Genomic DNA, 17193 nt, shown 5'->3' on the forward strand with positions numbered 1-17193 from the left:
ATACATATTTCCTAAACCCATAAAATACCGGAAAACGTGCATAAGTTTTCTGGATACGAAAAAACCGGCCTGGAGCCGGTTTTTTTTCGCCTATCGATATTCAGTCCGTGAGCAGAGGCAATTGCAGGCTGAAGGTCGTCCCCTCGCCGACCACGCTACGGCAGACAATCCGCCCTTCATGCCGGTCGACCACCGCCTTGACCATCGACAACCCCAGCCCCAGGCCTTCGCTGCCTTGGGCCGAGGCGAAGCGCTGGTACTGCACGAACAGCTGCGGCAGTTCATCGGCCGCAATGCCTTTGCCCTGGTCGGTGATATCGCAGGTCAGCCAGCCTTCCGTACACGCGACTTGCACCCGGACAGTCGAGCCCGACGGGCTGTACTTGATGGCGTTTTCCAGCAGGTTGAACAAGGCCCGGGTCAGCAGGGACTGATCGGCCAGCACCATGCCTTCGGCATCATCGTCGAGGTCATGCACCAGCTGGATGTTTTTCAGCTGGGCGATGGTCATGGCCTGGTCGAACGCGTCCAGCACCAGCATGGCGAACATGCTCGGCTGGAACTGATAGGCCTCGGACTCGGCCTTCGCCAGTTGCACGAAGGCTTCGGTGAGCCCCAGGGCGCGACGCACCTGGAGTTCGATCTGACTGTAGATCCGCGTGTCGCCCGAGCCCTGGTGCCGCTGTACATCGAGCAAGGCCAGGATCGCCGAATGAGGCGCGCGCAGGTCATGGGACAGGAAGCGCAACAGGGTTGCCCGCTGCTGTTCGGCGTCCCGTTCCAGGCTCAGGTCAGTGAGGCTCAGCAGCCAGCCGATCGGCGTATCGCTGTCGATCGGCAGCAGGGGTGCCAGGTCCACGCGCAGGCTGCGCTGCTCGATATCGCGAAATTCCACAGGCTGCAGTTGCGACAGGGCAGGGCGTTGCTCGTCCTGCAAACCGGGATAACCCAGGCCGGCCAACTGCTGGACCAGGTCCTCGCCGATCAGCGCGTTGCCGAACACTTCGCGAGCATTGCGGTTGGCCAGCAGCACGCGGCCGTCCGGATCGCTGATCAGGGTGGCCACCGGCAGGTATTCCAGGCCATCGGCAATGAAGCGGCGGGTGTCGCGGGTGCGGCTCAATGCCTGCTCCAGGGCCACGATCTGCCCCTGCAGTACATCCCCTGCGGGAGCCTGGGTACGTCGGCGCTCGGGCAATACCTTAGGCTCGCTGTCCAGGCGCGCCAGCTCCCAGCCGAAGTAGGCCAGGATCACGCTCAGGCGGCGCCAGTTCCAGATCAGGTAGGCCAGCAGCATCCCCAACAGGCTGGCCACCGGCGGCCACCACAGCCCCAGGCGCAGCAGCCCGGCCGAACCGAGCAGGGCTGCCGCCATGCAGGCCAGGGTCAGCCACAACGCATGCCGCGGCCGCACCAGCAGCAATCCCAGCAAAGCCGCCACCAGCAGCACCGACAGCGCCGCGACCGGCCATTGCCCGAGGGCGACAATGGTGCGCTGCTGCAACAAGCCATTGAGCAGGTTGGCCTGGATCTCGATACCTGGGGTGGTGCCGACACTGGCCGACTGCGGGGTGACATAGCGGTCACCCAGGCCGGGCGCGGTGGTGCCGATCAGGATCAGCTTGTCGCGCAACAGCTCCGGCGGGACTTCGCCGCGCAATACGCTGACATAGGGAACACTGGGGAAACCGGCATGGGGACTGATGAAGGGGATGCGTACTGGGTTGCTGCGCAGCCAGCCCTGGGCGATCTGCGCGGTGTCCGAACCGGGCATCGACAGGGCGGTGCCCGGGTATGCCTGTTGATAAAGCAGCCAGGCCAGTTGCGCCTTCGGTGCCTGCGGTGGGCCTTCGCGCAGATAGACGCTGCGAACCGTGCCATCGGCGTCGGCCTCGGCATTGATATGGCCGACCGCCTTGGCGCACTGACTCAACGCCGGCACCGGTTCGATCTCGCCCAGCGGCTGGCCGTAGCGGGCCACGCTCTCGCGCAGCAGGGGCAGGAATACCTTGCCCTCGCGGCAGACCGCCTGGGCCAGTCGTTGATCGTTTTCGGGAACGCTGTCGGGTTCGCTGAAAATCACGTCGAACAACACACCCTGGACCTTGGCCGCCGTCAGCCGATCCAGCAGGTCGGCGTGCAGGGTGCGCGGCCAGGGCCACTGGCCCAGCTGCTGCAGGCTGTAGTCGTCGATGGTGATCAGCAGCAGCCGCGAATCGACCGGCAGCGGGCTGAGCCGCCGCAGGTTGTCATACAGCAAGTTATTCAGTGCCAGCCCGTGGCTCAACGACAGCAGGGCGGTCAAGGGCAGCAGGATCAGGCTGACCCATGCCCATTCCCGCACCAGACCGCCAAACAGTCGCTGGGCTTGCGTTGGCTCCCGGCCCTCGGGTCGGCGCCAGCGCCTCACCGACAAACCGCCGCGCACTTACTGAACACGCGTGGTCCTGGGGTAATAGAAGATGTCATAGACGCCCGTCTCTCCTTCGAGTCCGTGCTCATCGAAAGCAGAAAGGCGGACATGATAAAAAAACGCTTCCAGGCCGCTGAAGTTGACTTCCGGCGTGCTGGAGAACTGTTCCTGCTTGATATTGAGGAAACTTTTGTCGGTCGCCACCTGGGCCCGGTAACGCTTGGCGCCCGGCAAGGGCTTCATGATCAGCTGCCAGACCGGCAGATCGCCCGTCTGGCCCGCCTGGCCCATCAGCTGCGGTGCGGGCAACAGATCGACCGGCTTCAACGGGCCTTCTTTCTGGATGCGCAAACCTTGGCGAGCCATGACCTGGACTTCACCGGGAACCGGTCCGACCGGTTTATCCACAGGGCGTTTCTTGCCCTTGGTCTTTTTCGGCGCTTCGTCGTCTTCGCGGTTGACCGCTACCTGGCCGTTGAGCACTTCCACCAGCGACAGCTGATCGTCGTTACGCACCCGGAAGTGCGTGCCGCGTACACCCAGCACGCCGATCGGCGTGACGATCTGGAAACGGTCGTAATCGCTCGGGCGCTTGATGACATAGGATTCGATCTGCCCCTGCTCGAGCGCGACCTGGGGGATCGCATGTTCTTCGTTCAGGTGCAGGGTGATCTGGGAACTGGAGGGCAGTACCACCAGCGAACCATCGCCCAGGGACAGGCTGACGAATGCCGAAGGCGAGGTCTTCACCCCTTCGAGTTCATCGACGCTCATGCCTTCTTCCAGGGGCACCTGGTTGCCCTTGGCATCCAGCTTCCAGGCTTCGCCCGTGAGGTGCTCGACCGTCGCCGGCAACGGCTGGCCACGGCATTGCTGGTTTTCATCGATATAGGGAGGGCGCTTGGGTGCTGCAACGGCAGCCTGCACCGTGGAAAAGGCCAGTGCGCTACCGAGAAGAAACGACACGAGCATGGCCCGGTGGCGGATGTGCAAGGAGGTCATGGGTTCATAGGTCCGTAGTCGCGCTCTTCTGAAGTCCGTGCCATTAGAACTGCATTGTTAGCGTTCTGACCATACCTCTCGAACCAAGGCCGGCCAGGGTCATTCCCTTACGGGACAAACAGCACAACCGCTGGAGAGCGGCTGCGCTGTTTGGCTCCATGCCGGCCGGATGCGAATCGGCGCATCCGGCCGCACAGGTCAGTCCCGCTCGATGGAGATCAACCGATAGGCCAGGGCTCCCAGCCCTGCGCCCAACAGAGGTGCTACCCAGAACAGCCACAGCTGGGACACTGCCCACTCACCGGCGAAGAAAGCTACCGCGGTGCTGCGAGCCGGGTTGACCGAGGTATTGGTGACCGGAATGCTGATCAGGTGGATCAGGGTCAGCGTCAGGCCAATGGCAATCGGCGCAAAACCGGCTGGAGCACGCTTGGCGGTGGCACCCAGGATGATCAGGAGGAACATCGCCGTGAGCACAACTTCGGTCAACAGCGCAGCAAACATCGAGTAGCCACCAGGCGAGTGCTCACCATAGCCATTGGCCGCGAAGCCCGCCGACGCGTCGAAACCGACCTTGCCGGAAGCGATCAGGAACAGCACGCCACCCGCGGCGAGTCCGCCGAGAACCTGGGCGACAATATAAGGCAGCAGCCGGCTACCCGGGAAACGCCCACTCAACCACAGGCCAACCGAGACCGCGGGGTTGAGGTGAGCCCCGGAAATCGGACCCAATGCGTAAGCCATGGTCAGGACGCTCAGGCCAAAGGCCAGGGCTACCCCCAGATAACCGATCCCGAACTGCGGAACGCCGGCCGCCAGCACGGCGCTCCCGCACCCGCCCAGGACCAACCAGAACGTACCGAAAAACTCAGCGCCGAATGTCTTCATCAGAGGCCTTCACAGATAAAAAATGAGGAGTTGTTTGTTGGCTGGCGGCGCCGTGGGGCCGCGCGGGAGAGGAGGGATGACACATCCCTGTGTCGAAGCATTACGTCCTGAGGAGGCACTCCCTGTATTCCCCTGTACTGCAAATCGAGGCCAAGCCTCGGTCTGACGCCCGCCAATCCGGCGGTTGACACTCCCTGTGTCGGAGCACTTCCGAATGCCCCTGTGTGCCACTCAGCGACTACGAATTTACCGGCATGGTGTGGAGGCCGGGCCGGTTTGCAATATTTGTTCAGAATTGTCTGATCTAGAACACCCAACGCTGCTGCTCCTGATAGACCATAGGCTGGGTCATCTGTGGCGCGCTGATCGGGGCGAATCCCTGGGAATCGCTGAACCCGATAGTGGTTACGGATGGGCTGAAATAGCGCTGCACCGGCAAGGCATAGTCCGAAGACGGCAGCGTAGGCTGCTCCGCGGTCGAACCCAGGCTCAGGCAAGCCGCGAGCATCAGTGTGATAAATCGAGCCAGGTCCGCTGCCCGCGCAATGCCTGCGTAGAGCAACCGCCCCTTCCCCAGGATGTTCCCCATAGTCCTTTTCCTTGCACGTTCGAGCCGGTATCGTTCTGCAATGAATACAGGCCGGATGGACAGTGCTCCTGTCGGCTACCGGCTATATGACATCAGCGTACCGAGCAAAGGTATGAACCAGAGCAATTCGCCACAATTGTTCAGATTCGTCTGATCAGCCTAAACTCAGCGCCAGGTAAGGCCTCAAATAAAGCCATCAGCATTCTCTCGCGATAAAAGGAACTGCCCCGCATGCGTGTCGCAATACTGGATGACGAGCCCGCCGAACTGGCGCGGGTGGAACAGACACTGCGACAGATCCCCGGCCCCGGGGAACAGCCATGGACGCTGCACAGCTTCGAGCGTGGCGAGGATCTGCTGCGGCAGCTGCGGCGCGAAACCTTCGACCTGCTGATTCTCGACTGGCAGCTGCCGGACCTCAGCGGACTGTCGTTGCTGCGCTGGACCCGTGAACACATGGAGGCGCCACCGGCGGCCATCATGCTCACCAGCCGCGATGCCGAGAGCGATATCGTCCAGGCCCTGAACACCGGTGCCGACGACTATGTGAGCAAACCTTTCCGCCCCAACGAACTCAAGGCACGGGTAACCGCCGTCCTGCGGCGTCACGGCTTGCAGCGATCGGCAGCCGTCGAGGTGCAAACCTTCAACGACCTGGCCTTCGATGACGCCGAGCTGACCGTGACCCGTGCCGGCAACCCGATCAGCCTCACCGAACGCGAGTACCGCCTGGCCCGCTGCCTGTTCGCCAACCTGGGTCGGCCGTTATCCCGGGAATACCTCTACGAACGTTTCTGGACCCACGAGGAAATCGTCTCCTCCCGTCCCCTGGACACTCATATCTACCGCTTGCGCAACAAGCTGGGGTTGACCACGGATCGTGGCTGGCAGTTGCTGACCATCTATGGTTATGGCTATCGGTTGGAAAGTGTTTCAGCGGCCGAGTAGGGCGCCCCTTTTAACCGGGCAATAAAAAAGGCCAACGCTGAGCGTTGGCCTTTTTCATTTCGGCGATGCAACCCGGATCAGAAGTCCAGGTTGGATACCGCCAAGGCGTTGCTTTCGATGAAGTCACGACGAGGCTCGACCGCATCACCCATCAGGGTGTTGAAGATCTGGTCGGCGCCGATGGCGTCTTCGATGGTGACCTTGAGCATGCGGCGCACGCTTGGATCCATGGTGGTTTCCCACAGCTGATCCGGGTTCATCTCACCCAGACCTTTGTATCGCTGGATGGTGTGGCGCTTGGTGCTTTCGGTCATCAGCCAGTCCAGGGCTTCCTTGAACTCGGTCACCGCCTTCTTACGCTCGCCGCGCTGAATATAAGCGCCTTCGTCCAGCAGGGAGCTCAGCTGAGCGCCGAGGGTGACGACGGTCTTGTAGTCATTGCTGCCGAAGAAATCGCGGTTGAAGGTGACGTAGTTCGACAGGCCGTGGGAGATCAGTTCGACCTCTGGCAGCCAGACATTACGTTCACGGTCTTCACGCAGGCTGGCCTTGTAGACCAGGCCGGACTTCTCGACGGTGCGCAGGCGGACTTCATACTGGGCCAGCCAATCCTGCATCGCCGCGTGATCGGAGAGTTGCTCCAGGCTCACGGCCGGCAGGTAGATGAAGTGCTCGGTCAGCTCTTGAGGATACAGCCGCGACAGACGCTTGAGGGTCTTCATGACCATGCGGAAGTCGTTCACCAGGCGCTCCAGCGCCTCGCCGGAAATACCCGGTGCTTCTTCGTTCAGGTGCAGGCTCGCATCTTCCAGGGCCGACTGCGTCATGTACTCTTCCATGGCGTCGTCGTCTTTGATGTATTGCTCTTGCTTGCCTTTCTTGACCTTGTACAGCGGCGGTTGAGCGATGTAGATGTAGCCACGCTCGATCAGCTCCGGCAACTGACGGAAGAAGAAGGTCAGCAGCAGGGTACGGATGTGCGAACCGTCGACGTCGGCGTCGGTCATGATGATGATGTTGTGATAACGCAGCTTGTCGATGTTGTACTCTTCGCGGCCGATGCCGCAACCGAGTGCAGTGATCAAGGTGCCGACCTCTTGCGAGGAAATCATCTTGTCGAAGCGCGCTTTCTCGACGTTGAGGATCTTGCCCTTGAGCGGCAGGATCGCCTGGGTCTTACGGTTGCGTCCCTGCTTGGCGGAGCCGCCAGCAGAGTCACCTTCCACCAGGTAGAGTTCGGAAAGAGCAGGGTCTTTTTCCTGGCAGTCCGCCAGTTTGCCCGGCAGGCCGGCGATATCCAGCGCGCCTTTACGACGGGTCATCTCACGGGCTTTACGCGCCGCTTCACGGGCACGGGCGGCGTCGAGCATCTTGCCGACCACCAGCTTGGCTTCGTTCGGGTTTTCCAGCAGGAAGTCGGAGAAGTACTTGCCCATTTCCTGTTCGACCGCGGTCTTCACTTCGGAAGACACCAGCTTGTCTTTGGTCTGGGAGCTGAACTTCGGATCCGGCACCTTGACCGAAATGATCGCGGTCAGGCCTTCGCGGGCATCGTCACCGGTAGTGGCGACCTTGTGCTTCTTCGCCAGGCCTTCCTGTTCGATGTAGTTGTTCAGGTTACGCGTCAGTGCCGAACGGAAGCCCACCAGGTGGGTGCCGCCGTCGCGCTGCGGAATGTTGTTGGTAAAACACTGCAGGTTTTCGTTGAAGCTGTCGTTCCACTGCAGGGCGATTTCCACGCCGATGCCGTCTTCACGCTGCACATTGAAGTGGAACACCTGGTTGACCGCAGTCTTGTTGGTGTTCAGGTATTCAACGAATGCACGCAAGCCGCCTTCGTACTTGAACAGTTCTTCCTTGCCGCTGCGCTCGTCCTTCAGAACGATACCGACACCGGAGTTGAGGAAGGACAGTTCACGAATCCGCTTGGCCAGGATGTCCCAGCTGAAGTGGATGTTCTTGAAGGTCTCGCTGGAAGCCTTGAAGTGAATCTGGGTACCGGTGGTTTCGCTGTCACCGACGATCGCCATAGGTGCCTGAGGCACACCGTGAACGTAGGTCTGTTCCCAGATCTTGCCACTGCGGCGAACGGTCAGGACCAGTTCTTCGGACAGGGCGTTCACTACCGACACACCCACACCGTGCAGACCGCCGGATACTTTGTAGGAGTTATCGTCGAACTTACCACCGGCGTGCAGCACAGTCATGATGACCTCGGCTGCAGAAACGCCTTCTTCTTTATGCACGTCTACCGGGATGCCGCGACCGTTGTCACGCACGGTAATGGATTCGTCCGGGTGGATGATGATGCTGATGTCGTCGCAATGGCCGGCCAGAGCTTCGTCGATCGAGTTATCGACCACCTCGAACACCATATGGTGCAGACCGCTGCCATCGTCGGTGTCACCAATGTACATACCGGGACGTTTGCGTACGGCATCCAAACCTTTCAGCACTTTAATGCTGCTCGAGTCGTACGTGTTTTCTTCGCTCATGCCTTCACTCCCGATGGTCGTGGGTCTGGGTGATACGGCCCTGTTCCACGTGGAACAGGGCAACTGGCGTTTCCGTCTGCCAGCCTTCCCTCAATAATTCGTGGTCTACACAGGTGATGAACACCTGGCAGCGTAAGTCTTCCAACAAGCGACAAAGTGCGCGGCGATGCTGCTCATCCAGTTCGGACGGCAAGTCATCCACCAGATAAATACACTGACCGCGCCGGGCCTGGCTGACCAGGTGCCCCTGGGCGATCCGCAAGGCACAGACCACCAACTTCTGCTGACCGCGGGACAAGATGTCCGCAGCGTTATGTGCGCCCAATCTGAGACGCAAATCAGCACGTTGGGGGCCGGCCTGGGTATGACCCATTTGCTGATCACGATGGAGGGATGTCGCGAGCACTGCACTGAGCTCTCGCTCTTTATCCCAACCACGGTAATAGCTAAGCGTTAAGCCCTCGAGCTCTACCAGCTCGCTCAAGGTCCGCTCAAAGACTGGTTTCAAGGCTTTGATATAAGCGCGGCGGTATTCATCAATTTCAGCGCTGGCCTGACACAGCTCCCTGTCCCAGGCTGCTTGCGAAGCGGCGTCAAGTGTACCATGCCGCAGCCATGAGTTCCGCTGCCGCAGGGCCTTCTGCAAGCGCTGCCAGGTTGACATGAAGCGGGGTTCCACGTGGAACACGCCCCAATCAAGGAACTGGCGCCTGATTTTCGGAGCACCTTCCAGCAGGCGGAAACTGTCCGGGTTGATCAACTGCAGGGGTAGGATCTCCGCCAGCTGCGCCGCGCTGCGGGCGTTCTGCCCGTCGATACGGATCTGGAATTCGCCCTGCCGGTCGCGAGATATCCCCAGGCTGCTGTGTCCTCCTTCCGCCAGCTCGACCTGACCGAACACCGTACAAGCGAGTTGCTCGTACTGGATCACCGGCAATAAACGGGCACTGCGAAACGAGCGAGCAAGCCCCAGCAAGTGGATGGCTTCCAGCACGCTGGTTTTGCCACTGCCGTTGGCGCCGTAGAGGAGATTGATGCGGGGGGAGGGGGAGAAGGTCACCGGGTGCAGATTGCGCACCGCGGTGACCGAGACGCGACTGAGGGACATCTAGCTTCTGCTGAGCATGATTACAGGCGCATCGGCATGACAACGTAGGCCGAGTCGTCGTTGTCGGATTCCTGCACCAGCGCACTGCTGTTGGAATCGGACAGGATCAGGCGTACCTGTTCGGTGGTCATCACGCCCAACACGTCGAGCAGGTAGCTCACGTTGAAGCCGATCTCCAGCGAACCGCCGTTGTATTCCACGCCTACTTCTTCTTCCGCCTCTTCCTGCTCCGGGTTGTTCGCCTGGATTTTCAGCTGACCGTTGGCCAGTTGCAGACGGATACCGCGGTACTTCTCGTTGGACAGAATCGCGGTACGACTGAAGGCCTCACGCAGCGCCTGACGGTCGCCCAGTACCAGCTTGTCACCGCCCTTCGGCAGCACGCGCTCATAGTCCGGGAACTTGCCGTCGACCAGCTTGGAGGTGAAGGTGAACTCGCCGGTAGTAGCACGAATATGGTGCTGACCCAGCACGATGCTGACGATGCCATCCGGCTCGGTGAGCAGGCGGGCCAGTTCCAGGATGCCTTTGCGCGGCACGATCACCTGGTGGCGATCCGGCTGACCGATATCGGCCTGCATCGAGCACATGGCCAGGCGGTGACCGTCGGTGGCCACGGCGCGGATGATGCCGGCGGAGACCTCCAGCAACATGCCGTTGAGGTAATAACGCACGTCCTGTTGGGCCATGGCGAAGCTGGTGCGCTCGATCAGGCGACGCAGCTTGCTCTGCTCCAGCTGGCAGGTCAGCGAGCCCGGGCCTTCTTCCACGGTCGGGAAGTCGTTGGCCGGCAAGGTGGACAGGGTAAAGCGGCTACGGCCAGCCTTGACCACCAGCTTCTGCTCGTCGACCTTGATGTCGATCAGCGCATCGTTCGGCAGGCTCTTGCAGATGTCCATCAGCTTACGCGCCGGGACAGTGATTTCGCCTGGCTCCGCCGGCTCTTCCAACTGCACGCGACCGACCAGCTCGACTTCCAGGTCGGTACCGGTCAGCGACAGTTGCTGGCCTTCGACAACCAACAGCACGTTGGAAAGTACCGGCAAGGTCTGACGACGTTCGACGACGCCGGCGACCAGTTGCAGGGGTTTCAACAGGGCTTCGCGTTGAATGGTGAAATGCATGGTCTAGTCCCTTGCCTTAATAAGCTGCGCTGGAGTCATCAAGTGGTCAGAGTACGCAGCAGGTTCTTGTAGTCCTCGCGGATGTCCGCGTCGGATTCCTTAAGTTCATTGATCTTGCGGCATGCGTGCAAGACCGTGGTGTGATCGCGGCCGCCGAACACATCGCCGATTTCCGGCAGGCTGTGGTTGGTCAGTTCCTTGGACAAGGCCATGGCTACCTGGCGCGGGCGCGCGACAGAACGCGAGCGACGCTTGGACAGCAGATCGGAGATCTTGATCTTGTAGTATTCGGCGACAGTGCGCTGAATGTTATCCACAGAGACCAGCTTGTCCTGCAGGGCCAGCAAGTCTTTCAGCGATTCGCGAATCAACTCGATGGTGATATCGCGCCCCATGAAGTGCGAGTGGGCGATGACACGCTTGAGCGCACCCTCCAGCTCACGCACGTTGGAGCGAATCCGCTGGGCAATGAAGAACGCCGCATCGTGAGGCAGTTCGACTTTGGCCTGGTCGGCTTTCTTCATCAGGATCGCAACGCGGGTTTCCAGCTCCGGAGGCTCTACCGCCACCGTCAAGCCCCAGCCGAAGCGAGATTTCAGGCGTTCTTCCAGGCCTTCGATCTCCTTCGGATAGCGGTCACTGGTGAGAATCACCTGTTGGCCGCCTTCGAGCAGGGCGTTGAAGGTGTGGAAAAACTCTTCCTGGGAACGCTCCTTACGGGCGAAGAACTGGATATCGTCGATCAGCAACGCATCCACCGAACGGTAGAAGCGCTTGAATTCGTTGATCGCGTTGAGTTGCAACGCTTTGACCATGTCCGCCACGAAGCGCTCGGAATGCAGGTACACGACCTTGGCATTCGGGTTCTTCTTTAATAAGTGGTTACCCACAGCGTGCATCAAGTGGGTCTTACCCAAACCTACGCCCCCATAAAGGAAGAGCGGGTTGTAACCATGCTTGGGGTTGTCGGCTACCTGCCAGGCCGCGGCGCGGGCCAGCTGGTTGGACTTGCCTTCCACAAAGTTTTCGAAGGTAAAGGTGCGGTTCAGGTAACTGGTGTGCTTGAGCGCACCTTCCACCTGAACGGTGCGCTGTTCGGCGCGTACTGGAGCCTGCTGCGAGCTGGCCCCCGCCATCGGGTCGAAGCTGTCACGAGAGGGTTCTTCGCTGACTTCGGCGGCTTTCTGGGTCGCCGGTTTGGTCGGTGCGGCCGGAGCAGGCGCAGCGACTGGGGCGGCAGCGGCTGCCTGCTGAACCTGAGAGGCAACCGCGGCGGCCAGCGGAGCATTGGGTGCCGCACGAGGAGCAGAACTGCGTTTGCTGCCTATTAATAAGGAAAGCGCCGGCGCCATGCCATTGCCATGCTCATCCAGCAGCTCGAGCACACGGCCCAGGTACTTTTCGTTGACCCAATCGAGAACAAAACGATTCGGTGCGTATACACGCAACTCGTCGCCTTCGGCTTCGACCTGTAGCGGACGGATCCAAGTGTTGAATTGCTGGGCAGGCAGCTCATCACGCAGAAGCTCCACGCACTGCTGCCAAAGTTCCACTGACACGGATATCCCCTAAGTTGAAAGCCGGTGAGGCAAAAACAAGCCGCCATTGTAGCGACCAGACGCACACTTATCCACATGTAGGTTGATCACAGGGCACTACGAATCAACGCTTTATCCCGAAAAAACACGACCAATGGTATGTGCATAAGCTCTGTGGATAACCATACCTGAGGGCATTGCACAACTGGGGGCGAAAATCGGTGGATAACCAGCTTGTGGATAACTCACCTTTCCACACACAGCTTTTCCGATAGCGCAGCACAGGCAGAGCACCGTTTCTCGACAGTGTTGTCATTCTCTCTACACCACGGTCTACAAGGGCTGAATGTAGTTATCCACAGATAGAGGCATCCCTAGCCTTTATAAGCTTTACAGAAAAGCTTTAAATAATTCCCTTCTTTATTTTTATATCTGGCTGACCGGGTTCTTCAGTCTTCGATGTGGACATACCCAGACAAAGGAAAAGCTGGTTGGAAATTGACCTAGAGGCTTGCTTTCTCTAGAATCGCCGATCTCTTAAAACGGGGGCCATTCCGGCCCGTTGTGGACGAACCAGGTAACACGACAATGAAACGTACTTTCCAACCAAGCACTATCAAACGCGCTCGTACCCACGGTTTCCGTGCTCGCATGGCTACCAAGAACGGTCGTGCCGTCCTGTCGCGTCGTCGCGCCAAAGGTCGTGCGCGTCTGGCAGTTTGATACTCCGGCACTGGAGGTGAGTCAGGACTTCAGTCGGGAAAAGCGTCTGCTTACCCCCCGGCATTTCAAGGCAGTCTTTGACTCCCCTACCGGCAAGGTTCCGGGGAAAAATCTCCTGCTCCTTGCGCGCAACAACGATCTGGATCATCCCCGTCTGGGGCTGGTTATCGGAAAAAAGAGCGTCAAGCTCTCCGTTGAGCGCAATCGCCTCAAACGTCTGATGCGCGAATCGTTTCGCCTGCACCAGGATGCTCTGGTCGGCTGGGACATCGTTATCGTCGCGCGCAAAGGTTTGGGCGATGTAGAAAACCCCGAATTGATTCAGCATTTCGACAAGCTCTGGAAGCGTCTGGCCCGTAACAAGCCGGCACCAGCAGCCAAACCCGAAACTGTAGGGGTAGACAGCCCGAATGCGTAAACTGGCACTCGTTCCGATCCAGTTTTATCGCTATGCCATTAGTCCTCTGATGGCCAGTCACTGTCGTTTCTACCCCAGCTGTTCCTGCTACGCGTATGAAGCCATCGAAAATCATGGCCTTCTGCGCGGTGGCTGGCTGACCTTTCGTCGTTTAGGTCGCTGTCATCCGTGGAATCCCGGTGGTTATGACCCGGTTCCACCTATCCCTACCTCCCGTTCTTCTTCGATGGCCGAGTAATCATGGATATTAAACGCACGATCCTGATCGTCGCCCTGGCAATCGTGTCCTACGTCATGGTTCTTAAGTGGAACCAGGATTATGGCCAGGCTGCCCTGCCGACTCAGAATGTTGCTGCCAACACCGCCACCCCGGCTCTACCGGATACGCCTGTTGGTAACAATGCTTCCGCCAGTGCCGATGTACCCAGCGCGAATACCGATACCAGCACCCCTACCGAAACTCCGGTAGCGGCAAGCAAAGACCTCATCCAGGTAAAAACGGATGTGCTCGATCTGGCTATCGATCCTCAAGGTGGTGATATCGCCCAGCTGAAGCTGCCGCTGTATCCACGTCGCCAGGACCATCCGGAAATTCCGTTCCAGCTGTTCGATAACGGTGGCGAACGTACTTATCTGGCGCAAAGCGGCCTGACCGGTACCAACGGCCCGGATGCCCGTCCTGCCGGACGCCCGGTTTACTCGGCCGAAAAAAAGACTTATCAACTGGCTGACGGCCAGAACCAGCTGAATGTCGACCTGAAATTCAGCGACGCCGGCGTCAACTACATCAAGCGTTTCACCTTTACCCGCGGTCTGTACGATCTGAAAGTCACCTATCTGATCGACAACACCAGCGACAAGGCCTGGACTGGCAACCTGTTTGCCCAGCTCAAACGCGACGCCAGCTCCGATCCTTCTTCCAGCACCGCCACCGGTACCGCGACTTACCTGGGCGCCGCCCTGTGGACAAGTTCCGAGCCGTACAAAAAAGTGTCGATGAAAGATATCGACAAGGGCTCGCTGAAAGAAACCGTGCAAGGTGGCTGGGTTGCCTGGCTGCAACACTACTTCGTGACCGCCTGGATCCCGGCGAAGAACGAAAGCAACGTGGTGCAGACCCGCAAGGATAACCAAGGCAACTACATCATCGGTTTCACTGGCCCGGCGCTGACCGTTGCACCAGGTGCCAAGGCTGAAACCACTGCCACTCTGTACGCCGGTCCGAAAAGCCAGGCCGTGCTGAAAGAGTTGTCCCCAGGCCTGGAACTGACTGTCGACTACGGCATTCTGTGGTTCATTGCCCAGCCGATCTTCTGGCTGCTGCAACATATCCACAGCATTGTGGGTAACTGGGGTTGGTCGATCATCTTCCTGACCATGCTGATCAAGGGGATCTTCTTCCCACTGTCGGCGGCCAGCTACAAATCCATGGCGCGCATGCGTGCAGTGGCGCCGAAACTGGCGGCTCTGAAAGAGCAACATGGCGACGACCGGCAGAAAATGTCGCAAGCCATGATGGAGCTGTACAAGAAAGAGAAGATCAATCCGCTGGGTGGTTGCTTGCCAATCCTCGTGCAGATGCCGGTGTTCCTGTCCTTGTACTGGGTACTCCTGGAAAGCGTGGAAATGCGCCAGGCACCGTTCATGCTGTGGATTACCGACCTGTCGATCAAGGATCCGTTCTTCATCCTGCCGATCATCATGGGCGCCACCATGTTCATCCAGCAGCAACTGAACCCGACTCCTCCGGATCCGATGCAGGCCAAGGTGATGAAAATGATGCCAATCATTTTCACCTTCTTCTTCCTGTGGTTCCCGGCGGGCCTGGTGCTGTACTGGGTGGTGAACAACTGCCTGTCGATCGCCCAACAGTGGTACATCACACGTAAGATCGAAGCGGCTACCAAGAAAGCAGCTGCCTGACCTACTCTGTGGATAACCACTCAAAACGCCCCCTAGTGGGGCGTTTTGCTATCTGTCACTTTTGTCTGCCTCTTTATGTCTGGAGCGGGTTATGAATGTCCCTCGTGAAACCATCGCAGCCGTAGCCACCGCCCAGGGGCGCGGTGGTGTGGGCATCGTGCGTATTTCCGGGCCGCTGGCCAATGTCGCCGCCAAGGCCATCAGCGGCCGCGAGCTGAAACCGCGTTACGCCCATTACGGGCCGTTTTTCAGCGATCGGAACGAGGTCCTGGATGAGGGGATCGCCTTGTATTTCCCGGGGCCGAACTCCTTTACCGGCGAAGACGTGCTGGAACTTCAGGGGCACGGCGGCCCGATCGTCCTGGATATGTTGCTGCAGCGTTGCCTGCAGCTGGGATGCCGCCTGGCCCGGCCGGGGGAATTCAGCGAGCGCGCGTTCCTCAACGACAAGCTCGACCTGGCCCAGGCCGAAGCCATCGCCGACCTGATCGAAGCCAGTTCCGCACAGGCCGCGCGCAATGCCTTGCGCTCTTTGCAGGGGGCATTCTCCAAGCGTGTGCATAACCTGACCGAGCAATTGATCGCGCTGCGCATCTACGTCGAGGCGGCCATTGATTTTCCCGAGGAAGAAATCGATTTCCTGGCCGATGGCCATGTCCTGCAGATGCTCGATGCGGTGCGCGACGAGTTATCCACCGTGGTCCGCGAAGCCGGGCAGGGCGCCTTGCTGCGTGACGGCATGACCGTGGTCATCGCTGGCCGGCCCAACGCTGGCAAGTCCAGCCTGCTCAATGCCCTGGCCGGACGCGAAGCGGCGATTGTCACCGAGATCGCCGGCACCACCCGGGATGTGCTGCGCGAACATATCCACATCGACGGTATGCCGTTGCACGTTGTGGATACCGCAGGGTTGCGCGATACCGAGGACCAGGTGGAAAAGATCGGTGTGGAACGTGCTCTCAAGGCCATTGGCGAGGCCGATCGCGTACTGCTGGTGGTCGACGCCACGGCGCCGGAAGCGCTGGACCCCTTTGCCTTGTGGCCAGAGTTCCTGGAACAGCGGCCGGATCCGGCGAAAGTCACGCTGATCCGCAACAAGGCCGACCTGACCAGCGAAGCGATCGCCTTGGAGGTCAGCGACGATGGCCACGTGACTATCAGCCTCAGTGCCAAGGCCGGCGGCGAGGGCCTGGAACTGCTACGTGAGCACCTCAAGGCCTGCATGGGTTACGAACAGACTTCCGAAAGCAGCTTCAGTGCACGCAGACGTCACCTGGAAGCCCTGCACCACGCCAGCGACGCACTTGAACATGGCCGTTTGCAACTAACCCTGGCCGGCGCCGGCGAGCTGCTGGCTGAAGACCTGCGCCAAGCCCAGCAATCCCTGGGAGAAATTACCGGCGCTTTCAGCTCGGACGACCTGCTGGGCCGGATCTTCTCCAGCTTCTGCATCGGTAAGTAACCCCATCTCCCTATAGGAGCAGCCGTTCGACGGCTTGGTTGCTCGTGATGCTCATGACCGTGTTCCGCCGGCATCACGGGCAAACCGCTTCTGCAATCCATCATTTCCGAGTTTGTCGGGCGCAATTGGGCGCTCCGGCGGATTTCTTGTGGCCGCCGTTTGGTCGGATGAGCTTTTTTCTGTGGATTAAGCCCTGTGAATAACTGCCCTTAGGCTCAGTTGATAACAGGGCGTCAAAACTGAGGAAAACCCGCTCTGTGGATAAGCATCACTTTAATCCACAGGCTTACACCGGTTATCCAAGGGCCTCGTTGCTACCTAACCACAGACTTTTGAATCTCTGTACACATTGAAAACAAAGGACTGTATGAATCTATCCACAGATAGGTCGGTGCCTAAGAATAAACATAAAAATAAAGATTTAATAAATTTCTTTCTTTTTAATTTCTATTGTCCGTGAGTCATCCACAGCTGGTTAAATTTTGTGCAAAGGGTTCTTTAGGAAGGGCGAAGACCCTATACTTGTCCGTTATCCTAAGAACCCATCCTTTTTTACCCATAT

General features: G+C 59.2%; 14 protein-coding genes. 6 read left to right on the top strand and 8 right to left on the bottom strand.

Annotated features, from left to right (window positions below; translation table 11 throughout):
* Positions 1-100: 100 nt before the first annotated feature.
* From J4E58_RS08025 to J4E58_RS08040, 4 genes are all read right to left on the bottom strand, one after another.
* Positions 101-2416, bottom strand: a complete 2316-nt coding sequence (locus J4E58_RS08025; protein ID WP_087089245.1) for a CHASE2 domain-containing protein — start codon at positions 2414-2416, stop codon at positions 101-103.
* Positions 2417-2428: 12 nt separating this feature from the next.
* Positions 2429-3415 (bottom strand): FecR domain-containing protein, encoded by a 987-nt coding sequence (locus J4E58_RS08030; RefSeq protein ID WP_053263216.1) that lies wholly within the window; start codon positions 3413-3415, stop codon positions 2429-2431.
* Positions 3416-3613: 198 nt separating this feature from the next.
* Positions 3614-4303, bottom strand: a complete 690-nt coding sequence (gene aqpZ, locus J4E58_RS08035) for an aquaporin Z (protein ID WP_007921032.1) — start codon at positions 4301-4303, stop codon at positions 3614-3616.
* Positions 4304-4607: 304 nt separating this feature from the next.
* Positions 4608-4892, bottom strand: coding sequence for a hypothetical protein (locus J4E58_RS08040; RefSeq protein WP_087087294.1), 285 nt, complete (start codon positions 4890-4892; stop codon positions 4608-4610).
* Between the two features lie 231 nt (positions 4893-5123).
* On the opposite strand from J4E58_RS08040, the gene J4E58_RS08045 reads away from it, so the two are divergent.
* Positions 5124-5840, top strand: coding sequence for a response regulator transcription factor (locus J4E58_RS08045; RefSeq protein WP_087087297.1), 717 nt, complete (start codon positions 5124-5126; stop codon positions 5838-5840).
* 77 nt (positions 5841-5917) lie between these two features.
* On the opposite strand, the gene gyrB is transcribed toward J4E58_RS08045, so the two are convergent.
* The 4 genes from gyrB to dnaA are packed head-to-tail and all read right to left on the bottom strand — an operon-like array spanning position 5918 to position 12126.
* Positions 5918-8335: a DNA topoisomerase (ATP-hydrolyzing) subunit B gene (gene gyrB, locus J4E58_RS08050; protein WP_007924471.1), complete on the bottom strand. Its 2418-nt coding sequence runs from the start codon at positions 8333-8335 to the stop codon at positions 5918-5920.
* 4 nt (positions 8336-8339) lie between these two features.
* Entirely contained in the window at positions 8340-9443 is a 1104-nt protein-coding gene (recF, locus tag J4E58_RS08055; RefSeq protein ID WP_007924472.1) for a DNA replication/repair protein RecF, read from the bottom strand.
* A 20-nt stretch (positions 9444-9463) separates the two neighbouring features.
* Positions 9464-10567 (bottom strand): DNA polymerase III subunit beta, encoded by a 1104-nt coding sequence (gene dnaN / locus J4E58_RS08060; protein ID WP_007924473.1) that lies wholly within the window; start codon positions 10565-10567, stop codon positions 9464-9466.
* Between the two features lie 38 nt (positions 10568-10605).
* The gene (dnaA, locus tag J4E58_RS08065; protein WP_007924474.1) at positions 10606-12126 is read right to left on the bottom strand and encodes a chromosomal replication initiator protein DnaA; all 1521 of its coding nucleotides are present in this window, start codon (positions 12124-12126) and stop codon (positions 10606-10608) included.
* A gap of 567 nt (positions 12127-12693) precedes the next feature.
* Between dnaA and rpmH the strand changes: the two genes are divergently transcribed.
* The 5 genes from rpmH (at position 12694) to mnmE (ending at position 16631) form a co-directional block, all read left to right on the top strand.
* Positions 12694-12828, top strand: coding sequence for a 50S ribosomal protein L34 (gene rpmH, locus J4E58_RS08070; protein ID WP_003213577.1), 135 nt, complete (start codon positions 12694-12696; stop codon positions 12826-12828).
* Between the two features lie 16 nt (positions 12829-12844).
* Positions 12845-13246, top strand: a complete 402-nt coding sequence (gene rnpA / locus J4E58_RS08075) for a ribonuclease P protein component (protein WP_009041465.1) — start codon at positions 12845-12847, stop codon at positions 13244-13246.
* The gene (yidD, locus tag J4E58_RS08080) at positions 13239-13484 is read left to right on the top strand and encodes a membrane protein insertion efficiency factor YidD (protein WP_010465488.1); all 246 of its coding nucleotides are present in this window, start codon (positions 13239-13241) and stop codon (positions 13482-13484) included. Before rnpA ends, yidD begins: the two co-directional genes overlap by 8 nt.
* Before the next feature lie 2 nt (positions 13485-13486).
* A complete protein-coding gene (yidC, locus tag J4E58_RS08085) occupies positions 13487-15169 on the top strand; it encodes a membrane protein insertase YidC (protein ID WP_007924476.1) in 1683 nt (560 codons plus the stop codon).
* A gap of 91 nt (positions 15170-15260) precedes the next feature.
* Positions 15261-16631: a tRNA uridine-5-carboxymethylaminomethyl(34) synthesis GTPase MnmE gene (gene mnmE, locus J4E58_RS08090; protein WP_087087299.1), complete on the top strand. Its 1371-nt coding sequence runs from the start codon at positions 15261-15263 to the stop codon at positions 16629-16631.
* Positions 16632-17193 lie beyond the last annotated feature (562 nt).

This window comes from Pseudomonas sp. FW305-25 (genome assembly GCF_017351415.1).
GTDB lineage: Bacteria > Pseudomonadota > Gammaproteobacteria > Pseudomonadales > Pseudomonadaceae > Aquipseudomonas > Aquipseudomonas chlororaphis.

Excerpts from the sequence above, each read along its gene's own strand:
- J4E58_RS08030 (WP_053263216.1), bottom strand. The coding sequence starts at position 3,415 with ATGACCTCCTTGCACATCCGCCACCGGGCCATGCTCGTGTCGTTTCTT.
- aqpZ (WP_007921032.1), bottom strand. The coding sequence starts at position 4,303 with ATGAAGACATTCGGCGCTGAGTTTTTCGGTACGTTCTGGTTGGTCCTG.
- J4E58_RS08040 (WP_087087294.1), bottom strand. The coding sequence starts at position 4,892 with ATGGGGAACATCCTGGGGAAGGGGCGGTTGCTCTACGCAGGCATTGCG.
- J4E58_RS08045 (WP_087087297.1), top strand. The coding sequence starts at position 5,124 with ATGCGTGTCGCAATACTGGATGACGAGCCCGCCGAACTGGCGCGGGTG.
- gyrB (WP_007924471.1), bottom strand. The coding sequence starts at position 8,335 with ATGAGCGAAGAAAACACGTACGACTCGAGCAGCATTAAAGTGCTGAAA.
- recF (WP_007924472.1), bottom strand. The coding sequence starts at position 9,443 with ATGTCCCTCAGTCGCGTCTCGGTCACCGCGGTGCGCAATCTGCACCCG.
- dnaN (WP_007924473.1), bottom strand. The coding sequence starts at position 10,567 with ATGCATTTCACCATTCAACGCGAAGCCCTGTTGAAACCCCTGCAACTG.
- rpmH (WP_003213577.1), top strand. The coding sequence starts at position 12,694 with ATGAAACGTACTTTCCAACCAAGCACTATCAAACGCGCTCGTACCCAC.
- yidD (WP_010465488.1), top strand. The coding sequence starts at position 13,239 with ATGCGTAAACTGGCACTCGTTCCGATCCAGTTTTATCGCTATGCCATT.
- yidC (WP_007924476.1), top strand. The coding sequence starts at position 13,487 with ATGGATATTAAACGCACGATCCTGATCGTCGCCCTGGCAATCGTGTCC.
- mnmE (WP_087087299.1), top strand. The coding sequence starts at position 15,261 with ATGAATGTCCCTCGTGAAACCATCGCAGCCGTAGCCACCGCCCAGGGG.